The organism is Rhodopirellula europaea 6C, assembly GCF_000338295.1.
Lineage (GTDB): Bacteria > Planctomycetota > Planctomycetia > Pirellulales > Pirellulaceae > Rhodopirellula > Rhodopirellula europaea.
The window spans coordinates 83,020-104,826 of the sequence record NZ_ANMO01000168.1; the positions used below are offsets into that span (position 1 = coordinate 83,020).

The following is a 21,807-nucleotide window of genomic DNA, read 5'->3' on the forward strand; positions in this document are numbered from 1 at the left end:
TTCTGCAGGTGTCAAAGTTGAACACCTGTAGTGATAGGGAAGGCTGTGACACGTTCGGTCACCGACCGGATGCGACGCCAAAACTTCGGTTTCAGCTGGAAATAATGCACATCGAAATCGAGGCGAATCCCTCGCCCCAGAGAGCACTCAGCCGCGTTTTGGCCGCGGGATTTTGGTGCCTTTGCTGGCTCCCTTTTTCTTCGCACCGCGGCGCCCGCGTCCTCGGCCGCCTGATTTGCCCGCTGATTTTCGTCGACGATTTCCACTTCGGATAGTGGTTTGCCGATGTGCTCCTTCAGCTGCAACACACGATCACGCAGCCTCGCCGCTCGCTCGAACTCCAGGTCCTCCGCCGCGGCCAACATCTCTTGCTCGAGTTTGTCGACGTACTCGATCGTGATGTAAATCGCTTCGCCGCTGTCCTGAGCCTTGCGAGTCGACTCCTTGTGGCTGGCCGCCTCGGTGTCGATGCCTTTGCGGATCGACTTGCGAACCGTCTTGGGCACGATCCCATGCTTGGCGTTGTATTCCATCTGAATCACGCGACGACGTTCGGTTTCGTCCATCGCCATTTGCATGGAATCGGTGACTTTGTCGGCGTACAGAATCACACGTGAGTTCGCGTTCCGAGCCGCACGGCCGATCGTTTGGATCAAACTCGTTTCGCTCCGCAAGAAGCCTTCTTTGTCCGCGTCCAAAATCGCGACCAAAGAAACCTCGGGAAGGTCCAAGCCTTCTCGAAGCAGGTTCACACCAACCAAACAATCAAACTGGCCGGCCCGTAGTTCCTGCAACAAATCCACTCGTTCAAAAGCGTTCAGTTCGCTGTGCAGCCAACGGCACTTGACGCCTTGCTCTTGAAAATAGGTTGCCAAATCCTCTGCCAAACGCTTTGTGAGCGCCGTGACCAGAACACGTTCGTCTCGCTCAGCACGGATGCGAACCTGCTCCAGCAAATGCGTGACTTGTCCGCGAGCCGAAACGATCTCGACTTCCGGGTCGAGCAATCCCGTTGGCCGAATGATTTGTTCCACCACTTCGCCGCCCGTGCGTTCCAACTCGTAGTCGCTGGGCGTCGCACTGACGAAGCAGATTTGTCCGGTTCGTTCTTCCCATTCGTCAAATTTCAATGGCCGGTTATCGAGTGCACACGGAAGACGAAACCCGTGTTCGACCAAGGTGATCTTCCGACTCCGGTCACCCGCGTACATCGCGCGAACTTGAGGCACGGTCACGTGCGACTCATCAACGAACGTGATGAAGTCTTTGGGGAAGAAGTCATAGAGCGTGTCTGGGGTCGCCCCAGGTTCTTTGCCAGACAGCGGGCGGGAATAGTTTTCGATGCCAGGACAATGCCCGACTTCGGCCAGCATTTCCAAGTCGAACTTGGTCCGCGCCGATAACCGCTGAGCCTCCAGCAACTTCCCCTGCGACTGAAAGATCTCCAATTGCTGAGTCAACTCTTCACGAAGAATTCGGATCGCGCGCTGAATGCGATCTTCCGGCATCACGAAGTGCTTGCACGGATAGATGTAGAGATGCTCGACCGTTTTGATCGTCTCGCCGGATGTTGGTTTGATCAGTGAGATCTTTTCGATCTCGTCGCCCCACATCTCAATCCGATAAGCGAATTCTTCGTAGCTGGGCCATAGTTCGATCGAGTCCCCGCGAACACGAAATTTGCCGCGTTCGAATTGGATGTCGTTGCGTTGATATTGCAGATCGACAAATTTCAACAGCAAGTGATCGCGGCGGGTTTGCTCGCCTTGATGAAGGTCGACGACCAGTTGCCGGTAATCGTCCGGGGATCCCAAGCCGTAGATGCTGCTGACTGAGGCCACGATGACGACGTCACGACGGCTGACCAGGGAACTGGTGGTTGCCAATCGCAGCCGATCGATTTCCTCGTTGATCGAGGAATCTTTCTCGATGTAAACATCACGCTGCGGAATGTAGGCTTCGGGTTGGTAGTAGTCGTAGTAGCTGACGAAATAGTGGACGGCGTTGTTGGGAAAGAACTCTTTGAATTCCCCGTACAATTGAGCGGCCAACGTTTTGTTGTGGCTAAGAATCAACGCGGGTCGCTGGACCGACGCGATCACGTTGGCCATCGTGTACGTTTTCCCCGTCCCGGTGGCTCCCAGCAACGTTTGAGCGGTCTTGCCGCTTTGGATGCCTTCGATCAATTTGGCGATCGCGGCTGGTTGGTCCCCCGATGGCGGGAACGGTTGATGCAAATCAAAAGCGGCCGGCGCAAGTTTGGTGATGCTCATGCCAGCACTTTAGCAAACTGTCGAATCATTCGGCAAAGACCCTCCGCCTTCGATTCTCGCCCCTGAATTTCAACGCACTGCCATGGCGAAGCTGTATTTCTACTATTCCACGATGAATGCCGGTAAATCCACGGTATTGCTGCAGTCCAGCTACAACTATCGCGAACGCGGGATGAACACGCTGATCCTGTCTCCCGAGATCGACACCCGTTTTGGCAGCGGCAAAGTCGCCTCGCGAATTGGCATCGAATCGGAGTCCGTTTCATTCAACACGTCCGACAACTTACTGAACCTGGTTCGTAACGAAACACGCACCAATCCGCTTCACTGCGTTCTGGTCGACGAGGCTCAGTTTTTGACTCGAACCCAAGTGCGACAGCTCAGCGATGTTTGCGACGACCTGGACATTCCGGTGCTGGCGTATGGATTGCGAACGGATTTCCAAGGCAATCTGTTCGAAGGCAGCGAACACCTGCTGGCCTGGGCCGACACCCTGACGGAACTCAAAACGATTTGCCACTGCGGTCGCAAAGCCACCATGGTGCTGCGAGTGAGCGAATCCGGCCAGGTCATTCGTGACGGTGAGCAGGTTCAAATTGGGGGCAACGAACGGTACCAAACGGTTTGTCGTCTTCATTTCAAAGAAGCGATCTACCAACGCTCGGAAGACGAGCTTCCTTTGCTGGATTCAAACGAACCTCGCCAATCGGAACGCTGAAAACCTCAGATCAAATCAGCCACACCCGCGAACAACACGTCCTACCCCGCACGAGCCCCGGTCGACTATTCTGGGGCCATGCAAGTCTCACAAGAATTGATCGATCGCGTTCTGCGACTCGTTCACGCGGCGGAATACCGTCCCAGCAAACCCAAACAAATCGCCGCCCTTCTCGAACTGGACGCGGATGGCTATCGCGAAGTCCGCCGGGTGATCAAACAATTGGTCCTCGAAGGACGATTGATCTACGGCGGAAACCACTTGGTCGTCGCGGCAGCCGCCGTTGGTGGTCCCACCGACCAAATTCGCGGGACATTTCGACGCGCCATGGGCGGCGGCTTCGGTTTCGTTCGTCCCTCCAGCGGCGGTGGCAATGCGGACGCGGATGTTCCCGAAGATGTCTTCGTTCCCCCGGGAATGACCGCCGGTGCCTTGGAAGGTGACCTGGTCGCCGTGACGATCGAACCGAGTCGCCGAGGCGGGATTGAAGGCAAGGTAGTCGAGGTGCTGCAGCGAGCACGTCGTCAATTCACCGGAACGTTCTTTTCCTCCCCCCTGCCCGACCAACCTGGGTCCGACACGATCGAAGGTCCCGTCGTCTATCTGGACGGTGTGCACTACGAAGCTCCGGTTAGCGTCGGCGACGTGCGAGGGTTGCCGTTGCAAGACGGCGACAAGATCTTTGTCGAGATTGTCGACTTCCCCGATGAAGAATCTGGCGGTGGCGAAGCAGTCATTCTCGAACGCTTGGGAAGCAGCAAGAACCCCGCGATCGACACCCTGACGATCATGCGGCAATACGCGCTGCCCGATGAATTCCCAGAAGAGGTCTTGGACGAAGCTCGTGAGCAAGCCGATGCGTTCGATGACGACGTCGTGCCGGCAGACCGCAATGACCTGACCGACATGTTGACGATCACGATCGACCCGTTCGATGCACGTGACTTCGACGATGCGATCTCACTACAACGTGAAAAAGGTCGATGGCGACTGTGGGTGCACATCGCCGACGTCAGCCACTTTGTTCCGCCTGGTGGAAAACTGGATGTCGAAGCGCGTCGTCGTGGAACGAGCGTCTATCTGCCCGACCGTGTGATCCCGATGATCCCGGAAATCATCAGCAACCACCTCGCCTCACTGCAGCCCGAACGCATGCGTTTGGTGAAGACGGTCGAGATCGAAATGCTGGATGATCTGACCATCACTCACAGCGAAGTTCACAACGCTGCCATCCGCAGCGACAAGCGATTCAACTACGAGCAAATCGACCAGTTCCTCGCCTCCCCCGAAGCCTTTCAGAAGGACTGGGGAGATCCAATTTGCGAACTGCTGACGCACATGCACACGCTCGCGATGCAAATTCGCAAGCGTCGATTCAAAGACGGCGCACTGTCGATGGACATGCCGGACATCAAGCTCGAACTGGATCGAACGGGCAAGGTCAAAGGTGCTTACCAAACCGAGAACACCGAAAGCCATCAGATCATCGAAGAGTTCATGCTGCTGGGCAACGAAGCCGTTGCGACTTGGCTGGATGATCAAGAACTCAATTTCCTGCACCGCATTCACGCACCGCCTGAACGCCGCAAACTGCGACAACTGACCAGCTTTGTCAAAGACCTCGGGCTGGGTTTTGACAACGTCGAAAGCCGCTTTGAAATCCAAGCGGTCTTGGACAAGGTCGCCGGCACCACGCTTGAAAACGCCGTCAACTTCGCTGTGCTGAAAAGCATGAGCAAAGCGGTTTACGGCCCACACCGTGAAGGACACTACGCGCTCGACAAAGAACACTACTGTCACTTCACCAGCCCCATCCGCCGGTACCCCGACCTCAGCGTCCACCGCTTGGTGCAGCGTCTGATTGAGAAGAAATCGACACCAGATGAATCCTTCGCGGAGTTGGTCAAACTCGGTCACGAATGCAGCGACGCCGAACGCAACGCCGCTCAAGCCGAACGCGAATTGATCCAACTGAAGTTGCTTCACTTCTTGAAAAAGAAACAAGGCGAAACGCTCGAGGCAGTGATCAGTCGCGTCTTTGCCGACGGCATTCACGCTCGCTGTCTGAAGCTTCCCGTCGACGGTTTCATCCCGGTCACGGAACTGCCCAGCGATCAATATCGATTCGAACGTCGCGGGCAAAGTTTAACGGGCTTCAAATCAGGCAACCGGTTCCGACTGGGTGACCATCTGACGGTCCGAATCGGCAAGGTCGATCTGCAAGACCGACAGCTGTACCTCGAAGTCGTCAAGAACCACTCCGCGGCGAAAGATGACCAGCGAGGCACGTCTGGCAAAAAGTCAAAGAAGTCACCTCTGAGACATCAAAAGAAGTCCGATCGACGCGAAAAGAAGAAGCGACGTCGTCGGTAGATCAGAGGCTTATCGTCGCGAAACGACCGAAGGCTTGATTTCACGATGGGGTCCACCGTGCCACGGGTTTTGATTCTTTTCTATCGTTGCCATGAACGTTCTCATCCTCACCGGCGCCGGAATCTCTGCTGAATCCGGCATCCCAACCTTCCGCGACGCCAACGGATTGTGGGAAGGGCACGCCGTTGAAGAAGTCGCCACGCCTCAAGGATTCGCACGCAATCCCGATTTGGTGCATGAGTTCTACAACCAGCGACGCCGAGCGTTGCTGAACCCTGAGATCCAACCCAACCCGGCGCACGTCGCTCTGGCCGAATTTGAACGCGACCATCTAGACAATGGTCGCGGCGATTTCCTCTTGGTGACTCAGAATATCGACAACCTCCACCAACGTGCCGGCAGCCAAAACGTGCTGGCAATGCATGGTCAACTGCTGCAGGCTCGCTGTTTTTATTCCGAAGAGATCTTCGAATGGACCGGCGACCTGAGCGTCGACACACCGCATCCGGAAGATCCCGACAACGACGCCATGCGAGGTTGCTTGCGTCCCAATGTTGTCTGGTTTGGCGAGATGCCAATCGGACTGACACAAATAGAGAAGGCCGCAACAACAGCCGATCTGTTCATCGCCATCGGAACATCTGGCGTCGTCTATCCTGCCGCCGGCATCGTGGCTCAAACGCCCCCGCACTGCCGCCGCATCGAAGTCAACTTGGACGACACGCCCGCCTCGAGTGCGTTCGACGAAACGATTCGTGGTGCGGCCAGCGTCGAAATCCCGAAGCTACTCGATCACTTCAAAGCGATGTAAACATCCGTGATGAGATCTTTGGTTTCGGTTGTTTCCGGATCGTTGCGATAGACCTCACACCCGATCGCTTTGGCCATCTTCAGTTTTTTGTAGCGGATGTATTGAATCCCGCCCGACCACGCGTTGCCAAGATGAGCGTAGTCACCGACGTGCCGGACCAATAGAAACTTGCCGGCCGGAACAGTGTCCGCAACACAGCCCTCCGGCACGGGCGTGCCAGCATCGGCCAAATAACCCGCGGTGTAGTCGAACCATCGTTTGCGAAGGTCCGATGTCGTGTGATACAGGCTGGCCCATTCATGAACGCGTTCGTCATCCGCGTTGTAGTGTGGTTTGACTCGTTCCAACGTTTCAGTCATGTGACAACCGATGTCGTCCATCGTGCAACCACCACGTTGGCCGATGATCATGCGATCGGGTTCGTTGACAACGCCTTTGATTTCAAGCTCTGAAAGCACCTCACCGGTTTCGACGAACTGTTTGAACATCCGCAACCCGCGTTCGTAGTCCATGCCCACGAACGTTTCCATCATCGATCGCATCCAAAACAGAAACCACGGCAACTTGCCTCGCATGTGCCAGGTGATTTTGGAGCCTGGTAGACCATCCGTCATCACGGGATGGATTTCGAACTCCACCTTGGACTGCGACTTAAACGGCTTGATGAACGCCAAGTCGGCTTGCACCGATGAGTTTGCTGATCGACTCTGCGGAGCCTGAAGTCCGCGATGGGTCATCGACCCCTCGCCAACCAACTCACCCTTCCAGTGATACGTCGCTCCCAATTCATTTGACGGATCGCTGACGGTTACCTCCGCATCAGGATCGACTTGCAACCAAGGCGACCAGCGGGTCCAAGTCGAATAGTTTCTGACCGCGTCATAAACATCGCGTGTATCAGCGTCGATCGTTTGGGAACGTTGAATATGAAACGCGGGCATCGTGAATTCATCCCTTCAGGGTGGCTGACGTACCGAGGCGGATATCCTAGCAAAACCGCGCAGGAACAGCGTTGCGATGGAATTTTCAATTGCCCGCGATCGCACTCCATCATCTTGCCCCCGATTGAACGCCCTTTATTCGGGAATTGGCTCAGAATGCGTTTCCAATTCAATCTCGACCAGCAATGGTCGGTGATCCGAAGCGACAGGCTCATTCAGGACCTCAGACTCGACGATTCGCCACGAGTTTGCGGGATACATCGCAACATAGTCGAGTTGTCGGTTGGGCAAGCGAGCGGGGAAAGTCAGCATCGTATCGGATGTCGCGATCCGCCACTTCGTTTGCAGTGTTTGCATGGCGATTGAAGCCGGTTTCGCATTGAAGTCACCCGCAACAATGACCGGGGCATTTCCGTTGGCCAAGAGTCGATTGAGTTCAGTGGCTTGCTTCTCCCGTAGGTCGGCTCGCGCGTGATGCAGATGCGTCGTCGCGAAACGCAACGGAGTTTCGTGGGGCTGAATTTCTGCCACCCCGACGATCCGGCGTTCCCGAATAGGATCACCGGGCAACCAATGCACTTCGAGCGATTTGATGGGATACTTTGACAGAACCGCTTGCCCGTACTCGCCGCCGTCGTAGTCAATCTGCTTCGCGAATTTTCCGTGCAGACCGGTTCGAGCCGCAAGTATTTCGACTTGCTTGACCATCCCGTTTCGATGGGTGTTCTGATCCACTTCTTGGACCGCCACCAAATCAGGATCCACCGATCGGATGACGTTCGCCAAACGATCCAGATCGATTTTCCCGTCCGTTCCCCGACCGTGGTGAATGTTGTAGCTCAGAACCCTCAGCCGGATCGTTGAACTGGTTGTTTGTTCTTGAGATTGCACACTCGGCGGGCGCAACACAGAGGCAAACGCTGCCAAGGCAATTGCGAGGAAGAGCATTTTCTTGACGAACAAAATCAACTTCCGATGCGCGTTGTTTGATTCAAATAGCAAACCGTCCCACACGACTGAAACGGAACGTCGTTCGGTTGGACTCACCGCGACGTTTCGGGCGGAGGTTACTCCGGCTCGAAACATAAATCCACCGATCGTTGCGGTGTCCTCGTTGCCGGCGTCCACTTGCGTTGCAACGGGCCGATGAAAAGCGTCAGGCAGATGATGCCTTCGTCTCTGCGGAGCCTGTCGAGACAGCTCAACCCAAAGATAGTGGCCGTAGAAAATTCCGCACCAGCCCGAAAATTGGGCTCAGCCAGAGATCAATTGGAGCGTTGAAGACGCGAGAGCATTTGAATAGGCTTCGATTCGCCGGTCAGCCAAGTTACACTGATGGACCCGCGACGGCCGTTGCCCCCCCTCTACTGGCCAGTTCGCAGGGAGTTCTGAAAACCAGTCGCTCACATGCGAGACGATGCCCCGTAATCGCATTGCGAATGACGATTCGCCTCGGATGGAGCGACTGGTAATCAAACGTTAGCTGCCGGCAGAATTCCTGATGCGCAAAGTGGGCGCAAACGGCTTCGTTTTTTCAACAAGAAAATAGGTTTTGGAATGGCTCAGGCCAACGCTCAACTCAAGCAAGCTCGCCAAAGTTTAGGGTTGTCGCAGTTGCAGCTTGCGATGCGGGCAGGTGTCTCATCTCGGACGGTCCAATTCGCCGAATCCGGTCAAAATGTTTCGACCGGAACGATGCGGCGAATCGCAGGTGCATTGGGCATGCAGGCCGACCAATTGGTTCGAATCGATCCCGGCACCGGCCAAGATGGTTTCGCTGAACTTCCCTGGTCCGTCGCGGACAAATTCCGAACCAATCGCAACTTTGACGAAGGCAGCATGTGCCGCAACGAAGCCGACGTCGTCGACGTTGTCCGACAACTGCGAGAAAACTTCAGCGTTCAAATTCAGAAGTGGGGCACGACCCAAGATCAACAACAAGCGTTGCAGAAGAACTCAGCGATCGACGAGGTCTACTTCCGTTACGAACAACGGTACGTCGACCTGTGGCGTCGAAACCCAGGTTGCATTCGCTTGGATCGCTTCGAAGACACGGTCGGCGGAGTCAGCATTGTGCTGCCGCTGACGGCCGAATCCTTCCACGCATTTCGCGATGGAAAATTGGCGTGGCTCGATATTTCAGCGGACGACTTGGCGGATCAATCTCAGTACTTGCTTCTCGATTCGGTCACCGAGTTTACCAAGCAGTGTCGCCGGCCCTGGTACCAAGTCACCAAGTCGCTCAGCCTCATCACGTTCAACCAAGTCGCATCGTTGGCGGAGTCACCCAACCAATCCGACTTCGAGATGGTTTCGTTTTCCGCCAGTCCGTTGAACGAACGAAGACTCGGAACGATCGGCTTCATCCCAGAACCCACTAAGGAACCCGAATTCAGCTATCCGATCTATTGGTTCGGCGAAGACCCACGAATTCTGGGTAAAGAAGAATACTCCAACTGGGCGACGTTCAAGCACTTCGCAATGTTGATCAAATCCGTCGACAAGGCTGGCCTTCGCCGGCGAATGATTCGAAACCTCTTGTCGATGGTCAAGCGGCTGCAGCGACCTGCGGAGTATTCGTTCTCTCGACAAGCTGCTTGAACGAGCTCGGATTCCACTTTGGCTTTTCCATCCAAGACATGCCGTCTTGTGACATAAAGTCAAAGTGCTCAACCGGCATGCATGCCACTCCGCGTGGCAAAGCTGCCATCGCCGGCAAACTCAAACAGTTGATCGCCACCTCAGTATTTGAGGCTCGACCGCGACGCTGTTGCAACGCAACGACTCCGTCGCGATCGCTCAGATAGCCGGTGTAATTCCGCCAGTCGCCCGGTTGCCATTGATCGAGCCATCGTAGAGCACCGTCACAATACAGCGACGGATTGCCATGAATTCGATAGCCGCCTCCGCATGATTCGATGCGATCATGGTTGGCTGTTCTTGTCCCTTGGAATCGAATGTGCTTGTTCAACGAACAGCCATCATCCCGCGCGTCCAATTCCAATCGCGGATCGATTAATTGATAGATAGGACGCGACTCAGAATCACGATGCATCGACGCCATCAGCGTGTGATCCAACTCGGCCACTCCGTAAGCCTGCAAAACCGTGAGCCGGCAACCACGTTCGGCCAACCAAGCTTCGATGCTACTTTGCAAAGAGGCCGGCAGAGGGTAGCCGCCTGTCGCCCATAGCAATTCGCTTGGCCAATCCATTTGAGTATCCATCGCCTGCAGCAACAAATCTGCTCCCGCCAAAGGCTGAGCGATGAACACCACCCGCCGCTTCTCTGCTGTCGCCAACCGCAAGGCACGAATACAGGTGGGCGGATGCAGGTATGTGATGACACGAGTCATCGCGTCCATGCCACCCAAAGCAGCCGGATACGCATCGACCACCAACGATTGAGACGGATCAACAAAGAACGGCTGAAGGTCTGGGAAGATGGTCGCCAGACGCGACATCTTGTCCGTTGGTTTCAGTGCGTCGATGACACGAAACTTGAAAGGGTCCAACGAGGTGGAACCGGCCGAGTAGGAAAGGATTTTGCCGTTCATGCTACCGCCGCCAATCCGAGTGAGTCGGCTCTTGATAGCGAACCAGTTTCACCAAACGAATCGCAACACATCTGAACGAGTGCGGGCTGATCCGATTGTTTGGCGAGCTCGGCAAACATGTCCTGGCAATACGAACGTCCCCTCGCATCGGCCGCCATCAACAACACAATGCTCTGCGTTTTCAACTCTGGATGAACGAAATCAAAGCCCGGCAGATAAGTGAATCCCATCCGTCGATAAAAGGCTTTCATACGAACATCAGCATTCGCGATTGAGATCCGATTCCCATTTGCCAATTGATGCGCCCAAGAACCTCGCACCAACGTTCGAAGTGCTGCAATGGGCGTGCTCGGTCCACGTCGAATCCGCAATTTGCACGACGCGAATAATTCATCGCCATGATGATCCAACAGGACCGTTGGGTAATGGTCTTCGCAATCCAACCGACCATTCGCGGCGGCCAACATTGTCAATGTGCCGAGCGGATGACCTTGCCACATCAAGATGTAATGGTTGCTGTATTCGTCGTAGTGATAGAGGGTTTGCTCGGACCCATCACGACGAATTTCTTGGACCACATCGAACAGCGGATCGGCTGTCCCAAAACAATGCAACACATCCATGTGTCGATTCCAAATTATGCAGGAGAGTTGCAGATTCCCTCCCTCATCTGAAGGAAGTTCAACAACCTTCGTCAGTAGCACCCCTTGGAAACGTCAAGCAATGTGAAAATTAGAAAGCGCCAATTTGCGCATACGGCCAGCCGCAAAGACCATATCGAAGCCGTGATCGCAACAAAGCACCAACGATTGCGTGGTTCAAAAATCAAAAAGCCAATCTGCTAACACCAACATCACATCAAATTGACGGGATCAATATCGACCAAGAACTCAATTTCCTCTTTGGGATCGACCTTAAAATCCGCCAAACCTCGCCGGATGACTTCGCCAACGACCGCTGCTTCCGTGGCCTGAAGCAACAAATGAAAACGATACTTGCCGCTGATCTTGACGATCGGTGGTGGTGCCGGACCAAGAATACGGACCTCCGCATTGAGTAAATCGCGAGCCTTCTCCAAGCGATCCACAATTGCGTCGGCCACGGATTCGGTTTTGTCTTCCAGTGGACCGCGAATGATGATCCGCGCCACGCTGCCCAGCGGCGGGTAATTGAACTTCTTGCGGTTCACCATTTCGTCTTCGACGAATTTCAAATAGTCGTGCCTCGCCGCGGCTTGAATCGCTGGGTGCTCCGGCGTGAACGTCTGCACGATCACTCGGCCGCCACGATCGCCACGGCCAGTTCGCCCAGCGACCTGGGTGACCAACTGGAACGTTCGTTCGGCGGCGCGGAAGTCAGGGAAGTGCAACGCTGAGTCCGCGTTGATCACGCCAACCAACAACACGTTGGGAAAGTCCAAACCTTTCGCGATCATCTGCGTGCCGAGCAACACATCGATCTCGCCGGCACGAAACTCCGACAGCACCCGTTGGTGACTGCCAGCCCGCTTCATCGTGTCGCTGTCCATCCGAGCAATGCGGGCATCGGGGAAGCGAGCCTTGGCTTCCATTTCCAATTTCTGCGTGCCCAAACCTCCGTAGCGAATCCCATCGAAACGACACGCCGGACACCAGGGCGGCGTCGGGATCGTGTAGTCGCAGTAGTGGCACATTGCCTTGCCGCCGTCACGGTGATGAGTCAGCGGCATGTCACAATCGGGACACGCACACACGGTGCCGCAAGCGGGACACTGGATCGTCGTCGCGTAACCACGTCGGTTGAGCAGCAGAATCGCTTGGCCATTTTCTTTCAACGTTTCCAAAACCGCCGCGTGCAAGGGTCGGCTGATCGCGCCGCCCTTGCCGCGTTCCTCTTTGACTCGCAAGTCCACCAGTTGAACATCGGGCATCGGACGATTGCCGACCCGCTCCGACATCGTGACCAGTTCCGCGTGCCCGGTTTGCGTCGCATGCCAAGCTTCCATCGACGGCGTCGCGGATCCCAGCACCAATGGAATGCCCAGTGCCATCGCTCGGGCGTGAGCCACCTTGCGAGCGTGATAGCGAGGCTGCTTGTCTTGTTTGAACGAGGTGTCGTGTTCCTCGTCGATCACGATTAGTCCCAAGTTCGGCAGCGGCGCAAACACGGCGCTGCGAGGCCCGATAACGACTTGGACTTCTCCTCGACGAATCCGCTGCCAATGGAAGTGACGTTCCGATGCGGACATTTGGCTGTGCAACACCGCGACGTTCTGGAAACGATCTTCGAATCGCCCACGGGTTTGTGGCGTGAGGCTGATCTCGGGCACCAACACGATCGCCGATCCCGCTTGTTTGACAACATGCTCGATCGCCTGAATGTAGACCTCCGTTTTGCCACTGCCGGTCACGCCGTGCAGCAACAACGTCCGCCCGCGGCCGCTGTCGACCGCTGAATTGATCCGAGACAACGCGTTCTCTTGTTGCGCCGTCAGCTCATGCGTTTTTCTGGCTTCGCCATCGTTGGACTGAGCCCGAATGCGGATGTTTTGGCTGAGCTCTCGTCGCACTTCGGGGATCAAGAGCTCTTTCTTTCGCAACCGCCGAATCGGGTCTTCGGTGCATTCAGCCATGATCGCGATTTCGGCCGCGGTCATCGGCCGATCTTGAGCAATCAGAAACCGCATCGCCGACTGCTGCTTGGATGGCAGTTTGGCAATCTGTTCTTCGGTCAGCCCCGGTGCCGGTCGAAAGTAAGTTGTCTTTCGCGTGCCCGCGTTGTCGCGAACACTGGCGGGAATCAACGTGTCGAAGACTTGTCCTGCCGGAACTTGGTAGTAGTGAGCGATAAACATCACCAAGCGAACCAGGGCCGCATCGCACAGCGGTTCGTCGTCGATGACTTCGGCCACGTCGCGAAGTTTTTGCTGTGCCGCGTTGCCGGTCTTGATCGACACACACCAACCCGGAGTGGGCTTTTTCCGATGCCCCAGCGGCACGCCCACACGCATCCCAGGGCGGAGGACATCCAGCAATTCGTCCGGGATTCGGTAGTCGTAGGGCCCGTGTGGCGATCGAGCGAACACGATCGACGCGAGCTGAACGTCTTCGCCGACCGTCAATTCCCACGGGGGAGGATCGGTTTCGAACAATTCGTTCTGGGTTGGTTCGGACGAGTCTGCGGGCACGGGTGCGGCGGCAAAAGGAGGGAAGTGCAAAGTTGATTCGCCCAGATCGGGCATCGATGAATCAGACAACATAACGTGTGAGCTCCTTTTCTTCCCGGCGGGCGCAAGATAACCCATCCATCATCGCCCCACCCCGTGACACGTCTGGTCATCCACCAGCTCTGCGATGCGGCCGCCCTGCCCTTTCCCACCATGAGCCTCTTCGGGGGTCCCAACCCGAAACAATCGACGCAGACTCCTCCTGAGCGAGCCAGACTCATTCGTCCCAGACGAGACCGTCGGGGATCACCTGCCCCAAGTTGGCCAGGTCCACCCCCGGCCCGAGGCTTGGCCAACCGATCCTCAGGTTCGCTGCGCGCCCCACGGTTCCCCCCCACGACTTCTTTTGGTCGGCACAACGAAGCCACCGCGGAGCGGTAGAAGACAGTAGCCAGTGTTCGGGAACGCTACCTCGGATCAAGAATTAAATTACAAGCCTGAACCTGAGAGGGTCGAAGAACCTCTTCCCGAAAACGTTTTGATTCCAGAGCTGCCCCGACTGCTCGCACGGCGAACAATCGCTACCTGAAAACGGATGGCAACACTCTGCCCTCCGCATAGCCCGCTTCGCTTTTCGAACGGATTACCAATCGTCTTATTGTGAAATTCAAGCCGCGACGAAATTTCATACGCAACTCGCTGAATGAAATACACGGTTCGGAGCCTTCGCAAATCCATTCGCGATCAAACGCAGAGATTCGTCGAGAGTAGAGGTCAATCTCCCCAGGATTTTTCAGTGACGAAATCCATGTGTCCTCTCGATGAAGACATTGATTTGCGCAAGCACACTTCAGCGAGAACGACGTCTTCAATAGGTTTGGCTGACCTCTTGACCGTCGAACTGATAACCGTCCGCAGTCACATTGGTCACGCAGAATTCGAACGTCTCGAGCTTCCCTTTAAAGCTTTCGGTATTCAACGTTATACTCCCTTGAGCATCAGTGATCACCGAATGTTGCCCTTGCAAGAACCCGCGGAATTCGCCTTCTACCAACGCATTAGCGATAGGATCTCCGCACCCGTCCAAAATCAGAACCGTCGCCTCGGCTCGCTTCGCGCCACGTCCCGTTCCTTGGATGGCAATCGAGATGGATCCAACCACCGCGTCAGTGGATTCGCAGTCGCTGCTGTCGCCCCACCAATATCCCTTGAGCATCGCGTCAGGAATTAAGATCTCCTCAATTTCGTCCAGAGTCGTGTCGTCCCAATCTCGCCAGTCGACCCAAGCGTTTCCTAAAGCCTCGAGAGTTTCTGAATTGACTTCATAACCGTCGACGCTGCTGACGTACCGGAACGTCCCCGGATAATTCCACTCCGTGCAAATCACACGATGCCCGTCACGCATCATCGCAGTCACGTTGTCGCTGGTCCGAACACGCTTGCCTCCGTACATGTGATATGCGATGGAAGTGAACTCCCAATCGAGTTCGTTCTCGTAGCCTCGCACCACTTCGTCGAGCGGGTACCCAATCGTGCTGAAACTGAACAAGATGATTTGTCGAAACGGTGCAGCGTCGCGTACATCGTTATACAGATCGAGATAAGCGGACTTGAATGACGTCTCCAAGTAGTCGTTCATATTGAAGGTCGGCTCATTGGAAATCTCATAGATCACCAACGGGTTGTCTTGATAGCGTGGTGCCACAGCTTCCCAAAACGCCCGGCATTGGGCAAAGTCCAAGTTCTGACCACCACCTTGCTCATCGATATTGTGGTAGTTGATGATGATGTTCATCCCCGAAAGCGTTGCGTTGGCGACACAAACGTCGATGTGAGGAAGCACTTCCTCCACCGTCCACTGAGCGTCGATTTCGTACCAGGGGTCAACCCAACACAGACGTACCGTGTTCAACTTGCAAACGTCCCGAAGATAGATCCAATTGCTGAGATCTTCAGCGAAGGTCACGGAGCCTGAGAGTTGCTTGCCCAGCACGATCGGTGTCCCACGAATGACCTCCCCATCAGCTCCGCTGAGCGTTTGAGCTTTGGCCTTGGAAGCCATGCCCCCAACCAAAAGCAACGCAAAACAAATCGTTGGTAACGCTTGCACTAAAGATTTCATGGCGGAGATCTCAAAGATGATGAAGTGACTTCGGTGAAAGTTTTCGTGGGCCAGCACTCTCTCCAAAACAGACTCCTCGTATGTTCAGTCGCGTTTTGGAACGGCGTGACCGCGAGAGGTAAAGTTCAACCGACCGAATCTCACCAGCCAGCCGGCCACCACAAAGAGTGCAACCAGACCCCCTGCGAAGGCTAGCGTTCAAGTTTACCTATAGCAAGCCTGGAAAACTTGATCTTGGTTGATTCGGTTGCTCGTGATCGGAAATGGCACGATTCCAAGAGCAAAAAAGAATTCAATTCGTGGCCGATATGCCAGCAAGTATTGACTCCTCGTTGATCCAACCACGCCGAGCGAATGACACCTTGAACAATCGTTCTTTCACGCAGTTCCTAGCATGAATTGCCGTTGTTTAGGACATGTAGCTTTAATTGCCCAATCTAATTTCGAGCGATGTCCTTCGAAGACAGTCAATTTCCTTCAACCGCGTTTTCATCGCCTTCGGGAAGACCTGCAGACTCTTTTGAAACTCGGCGATTTGGCTCGTCACGCTTGATTCGATCAACGCCGACCACCAGCGGCATGACTGCCCGCCAAGCACAGAGGGGAACTCAACTACCCTGAACTGGGTGCATCACCTACAATCAGCCAATCCATTTCAAAGCCTTTCTGAGCTTGGCAAGATGAAAAACAAACGGCGCTGGTTGATCGAAACCTTGGAACAAAGAGTTGTGCTGGATGCGGCGGGTCCCATCGACGATCGTCCTGTTCCCGCCATGGAATCTGTGATTGTCACTTTCGCTCCTGAGGTGGCGAACCCAAATGCGGTCGCTAAAGGACTGGTAAAGGCGCACGGCGGACAGCTTGGTCATGTCTACGAAAATGCATTGAAAGGATTTTCAGCTCAACTCCCTCAAGCCGCGCGAGACGCGTTGGCTAGAAACCCGCGAATCGAGCGGGTTGAAGCAGACCTGGTCATGCAGGCATTTGCGCAAGTCACTCCGACAGGAATTGATCGGATCGATGCTGATGTCAGCTTACTAGCCAACATTGATAATGTTGACGATCGAGTCGATGTGAACATCGCTATTATCGACTCAGGCATCGACACATCTCATCCTGACTTGAACGTTGCGGGAGGCACTCATTTCTATACGGTGACCTCAGGTCGTCGCCAAAACCGGGGAAGCTTTCAGGACAACAATTTCAACGACGACAATGGACACGGCACTCATGTCGCTGGAACCGCAGCCGCACTAGACAACAACATCGGAGTCGTCGGGGTCGCGCCGGGAGCAAATTTGTTTGGCGTCAAAGTGCTTGACGCGAGCGGATCAGGTTACCTGTCGGACATCATCAAAGGGATTGATTGGGTTACATCAACGCGAACCGACCCCGATCCGACCAACGACATCCATGTCGCCAACATGAGCCTGGGCGGCCAAGGCGTAAGCCAGGCCTATCATCAGGCGATCAAAAACAGTGTCTCCGAGGGTGTTGTCTACGTTGTCGCGAGTGGAAATGAATATCGCGACATTCTGGGAACCGACTTCCAATTTGGAACGTTCGACGACACCATCCCCGCAGCCTACCCGGAGGTTGCTGCGATCAGTGCAATCGCTGATACGGATGGCATGCCTGGTGGCCACGGGCCGTCAACCCAATACGCAGACTACTTTGGCAATTACGCCGACGACGAATTCGCGGACTTCAGTAATTTCAGTAATGATCAAGGCGCACCAAACTATTCGTCTTGGTACGACTCAAACAATGTGGTCGATTCGCCGGGTCTTGGAATCGATTTGATGTTGCCCGGTGTTGATATTTATTCCACCTACAAAGATGGCGGCTACGCTCTCAGCAGTGGCACCAGCATGGCAACGCCGCATGCCGCCGGTCTTGCTGCACTTTACATTGCCGCAAACGGTCCAGCTGAGGACGCTGCCGGAGTTTATGCGATCCGTCAGGCAATGATTGACGGAGGAAAAGCTTGGACCAGTCCGGAGGGACTGCAATTGCCGAGCCCACCAACACCCAATCCCGACAGCCCCGACAATCACGTTGAAAATCTTGGTTGGGCCGAAGGCGGCGTTCCCAATGAATTACCAATCGCCGATGCTGGGATCTCGCAATCTGGCATCGAAGACTCTGAGATCGTCTTTGATGCATCCGCTTCGTACGATCCAGACGGTGGATCGCTGACTTTTGTTTGGGACTTTGGCGACGGACATACGGCGCAGACGACCAGTCCAACCATTTCACACATCTATCTACATGGTGGTAGCTTCAGTGTGTCGCTAACGGTCACCGACGACCGCGGCGGTCAGGCAAACGATTCGACATCAGCGGATGTCGCCGAGGTCAATGACGCTCCCGTAGCAAACGCAGGCGGACCGTACCAAGGTTATATCGATGCCCCCATCTCCTTCGATGCTTCTGCTTCAGTTGACTTTGACAATGTCGATGGAACCACCACCAATGACCAAGAACTCACGTACACGTGGGACTTTGGTGACGGCGTTGTGATGACAACCACTGACGCAACGGTCGACCACTCCTACTCGTCAATCGACAGTTTCAACGTCAGCCTATCGATTAACGATGGATTCACTGACTCCGCAACCGCGGTCACATCGGTGGTGGTTGATCAGGAACAGTTGGAGACTGCGATGTACGTGTCTTCGATCGACTTCGAATCAAGACGGCGTGGGCGAGACTGGCGGTCGGTCGTTCAGATCCGAAGTGCGCAAGACGACTCGGTGCTTACTGGCGTCACTGTCACGGTCATCTTCGCCGGAGAAGCCTTCCAGGGAACAACTGACTCAAACGGCTTGTTTCGCACCGGTTGGATCCGCAATCTTAGTAGCGAAACTCACTTCGCTGATGTGACGGATTTGGCGTTGGCGAACTATGCTTGGGACCCGTTGTCACTGGATACCGAAGAAGACAACGGTGGCCTCCTCGGATTTCCCGACGGGACCTTGGACTTGAATTAGTCGCCTCGGGGCTTCCGCCACCAGTTGCTGACGCCAGCCCCACCCGGGACGAACGTGCTGGGATGACTCCGAGAGAGCCCGCGCCAATCGATCGGGGCGGCTCCACCATGTCATAGGGATTCGGTCGAGGCATTACACTTGTTTTCAGAAAGCCATTTTTCAGAAAGCCATGCGTTAACAGAACATCGCCCCAGCCCAGTGCATCGACGGAGCCGCTGAGTGCCCACGATTCTGAGAAACATCCTGGCTGTCGTCGCGGGTCTCTTCCTGGGAAGCGTGCTCAACATGGCGATTGTCACCGTCGGCCCGATGGTGATTCCGCTCCCCGACGGGGTGGACATGTCGAACATGGACCAATTCGCCGAGGACCTCAAACTGCTCAAACCAGCGAACTTCTTCGCACCTTGGCTGGCTCATGCACTGGGCACGCTCGTCGGCGCATTCGTTGCCGCCAAAATCGCTGCGAGCCACAAGATGAAGTTCGCACTTGGCATTGGAGCGTTCTTTTTGCTGGGCGGCATCACGATGGCTGCGAGCTTCGGAGGCCCACTCTGGTTCATCGTTCTGGACTTGGTCGGAGCGTACTTGCCAATGGGCTACCTGGGCGGAAGTCTCGCGGGAGCAACGAGACCACAACCGAAATGACGTGAAATACATTTCGACGGCCCCGTCCGGGGCGGCTGGATGGTTGTTGATTGTCCTCTCGGGGCTTTCCGCCCCGAGCTATGAACGCGGACTCCTCCGGAGCCATGCAGGAACGTTCGCCCCGGACAGGGCCGGCACCAGTAGCTCGGGGTGGAAGCCCCGAGAACGATTTTTTGCCCCGCCCCGCCCTTCGATCACGCCGGTTATTTGACCGTGTGGCTGGTGCCGTTCAGTTCGTTGAGAGCGCGGTTGATCACGCGGACGGTGTACTTGCCATCGGCGTATAACTTTCGCCTTGGCTTGAGTGCTTCTTGCATCGAATCGATGACCGGCAACGCTTTCTCATCGATCTCGTCGAGCACGATGGCGGCTTGCAGTCGCTCCCACTGCGCTCCATCCGCCAATGTCTCCGCCAGGACTGACAGGGCCTTGCTCGTGGCTTCGGGATTGCCGGAATGGCAAAGCGCCCGTGCCGCTGCGACTCGTACCGTCGCGGATTCGTCGGCAAGTCGTTCTTGCAGATCCAACAAATACGGCAGCTTATCGATCTCGCCGCGAGCGAAAACATTCCCGATCCCAGTCGCGCCCCAATAACGCACCGCAGAATCTCTGTCGTCGAGTGCGGCTCGCATTTTAGGAAGAGCTGCAGCGCCCTCGGACGCGGCGAGAGCCGATGCGGCGACACGATTCGCGAGCTCGCTGTCGTCCGATTGCCGCAAGACGGCGTACTGACTTCCGAGTTCGCTCGCACGTTCGGCGAGGATCGGCTCTGGGATGAGCCCCAAGTCCTTGGTGCGGGTCACCCACTGCTCGTGGGCCGCACGCATGCGATGGAGCACCTCCGTGTGGTCAGAAGACGACGCGAGATTATGGATCTCATGAGGATCATTCTCAAGGTCGTAAAGTTCTTCGGTGGGTTTCGTTCCGCGGAAGAAAGGCATGGCTGCTTGTGGCAACGTTCCGGCCTGCTCAGCCTCGCGAATCGACCGCATCGTCTGCCCTTTCTCGGGCGTGTTCATGTATTGAAAGTATGGCTTCAACGGTTCGTAATTGCGGATGTATTTGTATCGCTGATCACGCACCATTCGAATGATGTCATAACGTTCGTCCATCCGATCGCGAGCACCGTAAACGTAGTCTCGGTCGACGGCCTCCAGCTTGCTCAAAGGACTGGTCAGGAACGGCTTGCCTTGCATGGGTTCTGGAACATCCAGCCCCGCTAGATTCAAGACGGTGGGGCCAAAGTCGATCGAACTCACCAATCGTTCATCGACGACCCCGGCGGCCTTGCCGTTGGATCGAAACTTGGCCGGGATACGAATGACCAACGGGATGTGCGTGCCAGAGTCGTAGAGCCAACGCTTCGCTCGCGGGAGCCCAACGCCATGGTCGGACCAGAAGAACACGATGGTGTCTTCGTCCAATCCGTCAGCATGGATTTGGTCGAGCAACCCGGCCACCCAATGATCGAGCGCCGTGATCAGCTCATAGTTTCGCTTCCAGTCTTCACGAGTGGCTGGCGTGTCCGGATAGTACGGCGGGAACGTCGAGAGCTCGGAAGCGTTCTGCCGTTCACTTTCGGAAAGGCCTTCGGTGACGGACTTATATTTCCAATCATTCTCGATTCCAGATTCATGGCAGCCCGTGAAGTTGAAAACAGCAAAAAAGGGCGTGTCCTGGTCCGGTCGATTCCGCCAGTGAGCCTTGTTGGACGACTGGTCCCACGAACCTTCCGGAGTCGCGAATTGATAATCCTGCTTGGAGTTGTTGGTGCAAAAGTATCCCGACTCACGCAAATAGGTTGAGAACGGCTGGATGCTCTTCGGAAGCTTCGCTTGGCAACGCATGTGCTGCGTCCCAAGAGTCGTTTGATACATCCCGGTGATGATCCCGCTGCGACACGGGGCACAAACGCCGGCGGTGGTGAACGCGTTGGAGTATCGAATGCCTTCCTTGGCGAGTTGATCGATGCGTGGCGTGATGGCATGCGGGTCACCATAGCAACCGATGTGGGGACTGATATCTTCTGCGGAAAGCCAGAGAATATTGGGGCGGTCGCCCGCTTCAACCGTCTGAAACAAGGGCGTTGCCGTCAACAAAAGTGCGACCATCATCGGCACGCGGGCGTCTTGGAATCGTCGGATGGCTACCTGCCACATGGAGTTGGCTCTTTGTCTTGGAGGTCGTGCAGTTTGTTGATGCAGGTATTTATGCTGCTTTCGCGCACCGT

The 21,807-nt window shown here is 55.5% G+C and carries 14 protein-coding genes; 6 read left to right on the plus strand and 8 right to left on the minus strand.

The features are described from left to right. Positions 1-11: 11 nt before the first annotated feature. Positions 12-2,273, minus strand: coding sequence for an excinuclease ABC subunit UvrB (gene uvrB / locus RE6C_RS17620; RefSeq protein ID WP_008658665.1), 2,262 nt, complete (start codon positions 2,271-2,273; stop codon positions 12-14). An 82-nt stretch (positions 2,274-2,355) separates the two neighbouring features. On the opposite strand from uvrB, the gene RE6C_RS17625 reads away from it, so the two are divergent. The 3 genes from RE6C_RS17625 to RE6C_RS17635 all read left to right on the plus strand — a co-directional run bounded on the left by RE6C_RS17625 (position 2,356) and on the right by RE6C_RS17635 (position 6,175). Then, positions 2,356-2,991, plus strand: a complete 636-nt coding sequence (locus tag RE6C_RS17625; protein ID WP_008658666.1) for a thymidine kinase — start codon at positions 2,356-2,358, stop codon at positions 2,989-2,991. Positions 2,992-3,069: 78 nt separating this feature from the next. Beyond that, on the plus strand, positions 3,070-5,364 hold the full coding sequence (locus tag RE6C_RS17630; RefSeq protein ID WP_008658667.1) for a ribonuclease R family protein: 2,295 nt from the start codon (positions 3,070-3,072) through the stop codon (positions 5,362-5,364). Between the two features lie 91 nt (positions 5,365-5,455). Then, on the plus strand, positions 5,456-6,175 hold the full coding sequence (locus RE6C_RS17635) for an SIR2 family NAD-dependent protein deacylase (protein ID WP_008658669.1): 720 nt from the start codon (positions 5,456-5,458) through the stop codon (positions 6,173-6,175). Here RE6C_RS17635 and RE6C_RS17640 read toward each other — a convergent pair. Beyond that, complete coding sequence (locus RE6C_RS17640; protein ID WP_008658671.1) at positions 6,157-7,116, minus strand: GyrI-like domain-containing protein; 960 nt, start codon at positions 7,114-7,116, stop codon at positions 6,157-6,159. The two genes, RE6C_RS17635 and RE6C_RS17640, sit on opposite strands and share 19 nt — an antisense overlap. 135 nt (positions 7,117-7,251) lie before the next feature. After that, on the minus strand, positions 7,252-8,163 hold the full coding sequence (locus RE6C_RS17645) for an endonuclease/exonuclease/phosphatase family protein (RefSeq protein WP_236618305.1): 912 nt from the start codon (positions 8,161-8,163) through the stop codon (positions 7,252-7,254). A gap of 510 nt (positions 8,164-8,673) precedes the next feature. On the opposite strand from RE6C_RS17645, the gene RE6C_RS17650 reads away from it, so the two are divergent. Then, on the plus strand, positions 8,674-9,717 hold the full coding sequence (locus tag RE6C_RS17650; protein WP_008658673.1) for a helix-turn-helix domain-containing protein: 1,044 nt from the start codon (positions 8,674-8,676) through the stop codon (positions 9,715-9,717). Here RE6C_RS17650 and RE6C_RS17655 read toward each other — a convergent pair. From RE6C_RS17655 to RE6C_RS17670, 4 genes are all read right to left on the minus strand, one after another. After that, a complete protein-coding gene (locus tag RE6C_RS17655; protein ID WP_008658674.1) occupies positions 9,665-10,672 on the minus strand; it encodes a hypothetical protein in 1,008 nt (335 codons plus the stop codon). The two genes, RE6C_RS17650 and RE6C_RS17655, sit on opposite strands and share 53 nt — an antisense overlap. Then, a complete protein-coding gene (locus tag RE6C_RS17660; protein WP_008658677.1) occupies positions 10,669-11,295 on the minus strand; it encodes a hypothetical protein in 627 nt (208 codons plus the stop codon). Before RE6C_RS17660 ends, RE6C_RS17655 begins: the two co-directional genes overlap by 4 nt. Positions 11,296-11,525: 230 nt before the next feature. Next, positions 11,526-13,910, minus strand: coding sequence for a replication restart helicase PriA (priA, locus tag RE6C_RS17665; RefSeq protein WP_008658679.1), 2,385 nt, complete (start codon positions 13,908-13,910; stop codon positions 11,526-11,528). Between the two features lie 775 nt (positions 13,911-14,685). Beyond that, positions 14,686-15,939, minus strand: coding sequence for a cellulase family glycosylhydrolase (locus RE6C_RS17670; protein WP_236618306.1), 1,254 nt, complete (start codon positions 15,937-15,939; stop codon positions 14,686-14,688). 680 nt (positions 15,940-16,619) lie between these two features. Here RE6C_RS17670 and RE6C_RS33350 point away from each other — a divergent pair. After that, complete coding sequence (locus tag RE6C_RS33350) at positions 16,620-18,932, plus strand: S8 family serine peptidase (RefSeq protein WP_315852357.1); 2,313 nt, start codon at positions 16,620-16,622, stop codon at positions 18,930-18,932. 219 nt (positions 18,933-19,151) lie between these two features. After that, the gene (locus RE6C_RS17680; protein ID WP_008658688.1) at positions 19,152-19,577 is read left to right on the plus strand and encodes a hypothetical protein; all 426 of its coding nucleotides are present in this window, start codon (positions 19,152-19,154) and stop codon (positions 19,575-19,577) included. 203 nt (positions 19,578-19,780) lie between these two features. On the opposite strand, the gene RE6C_RS17685 is transcribed toward RE6C_RS17680, so the two are convergent. Beyond that, complete coding sequence (locus RE6C_RS17685) at positions 19,781-21,736, minus strand: sulfatase family protein (protein WP_008658689.1); 1,956 nt, start codon at positions 21,734-21,736, stop codon at positions 19,781-19,783. Positions 21,737-21,807 lie beyond the last annotated feature (71 nt).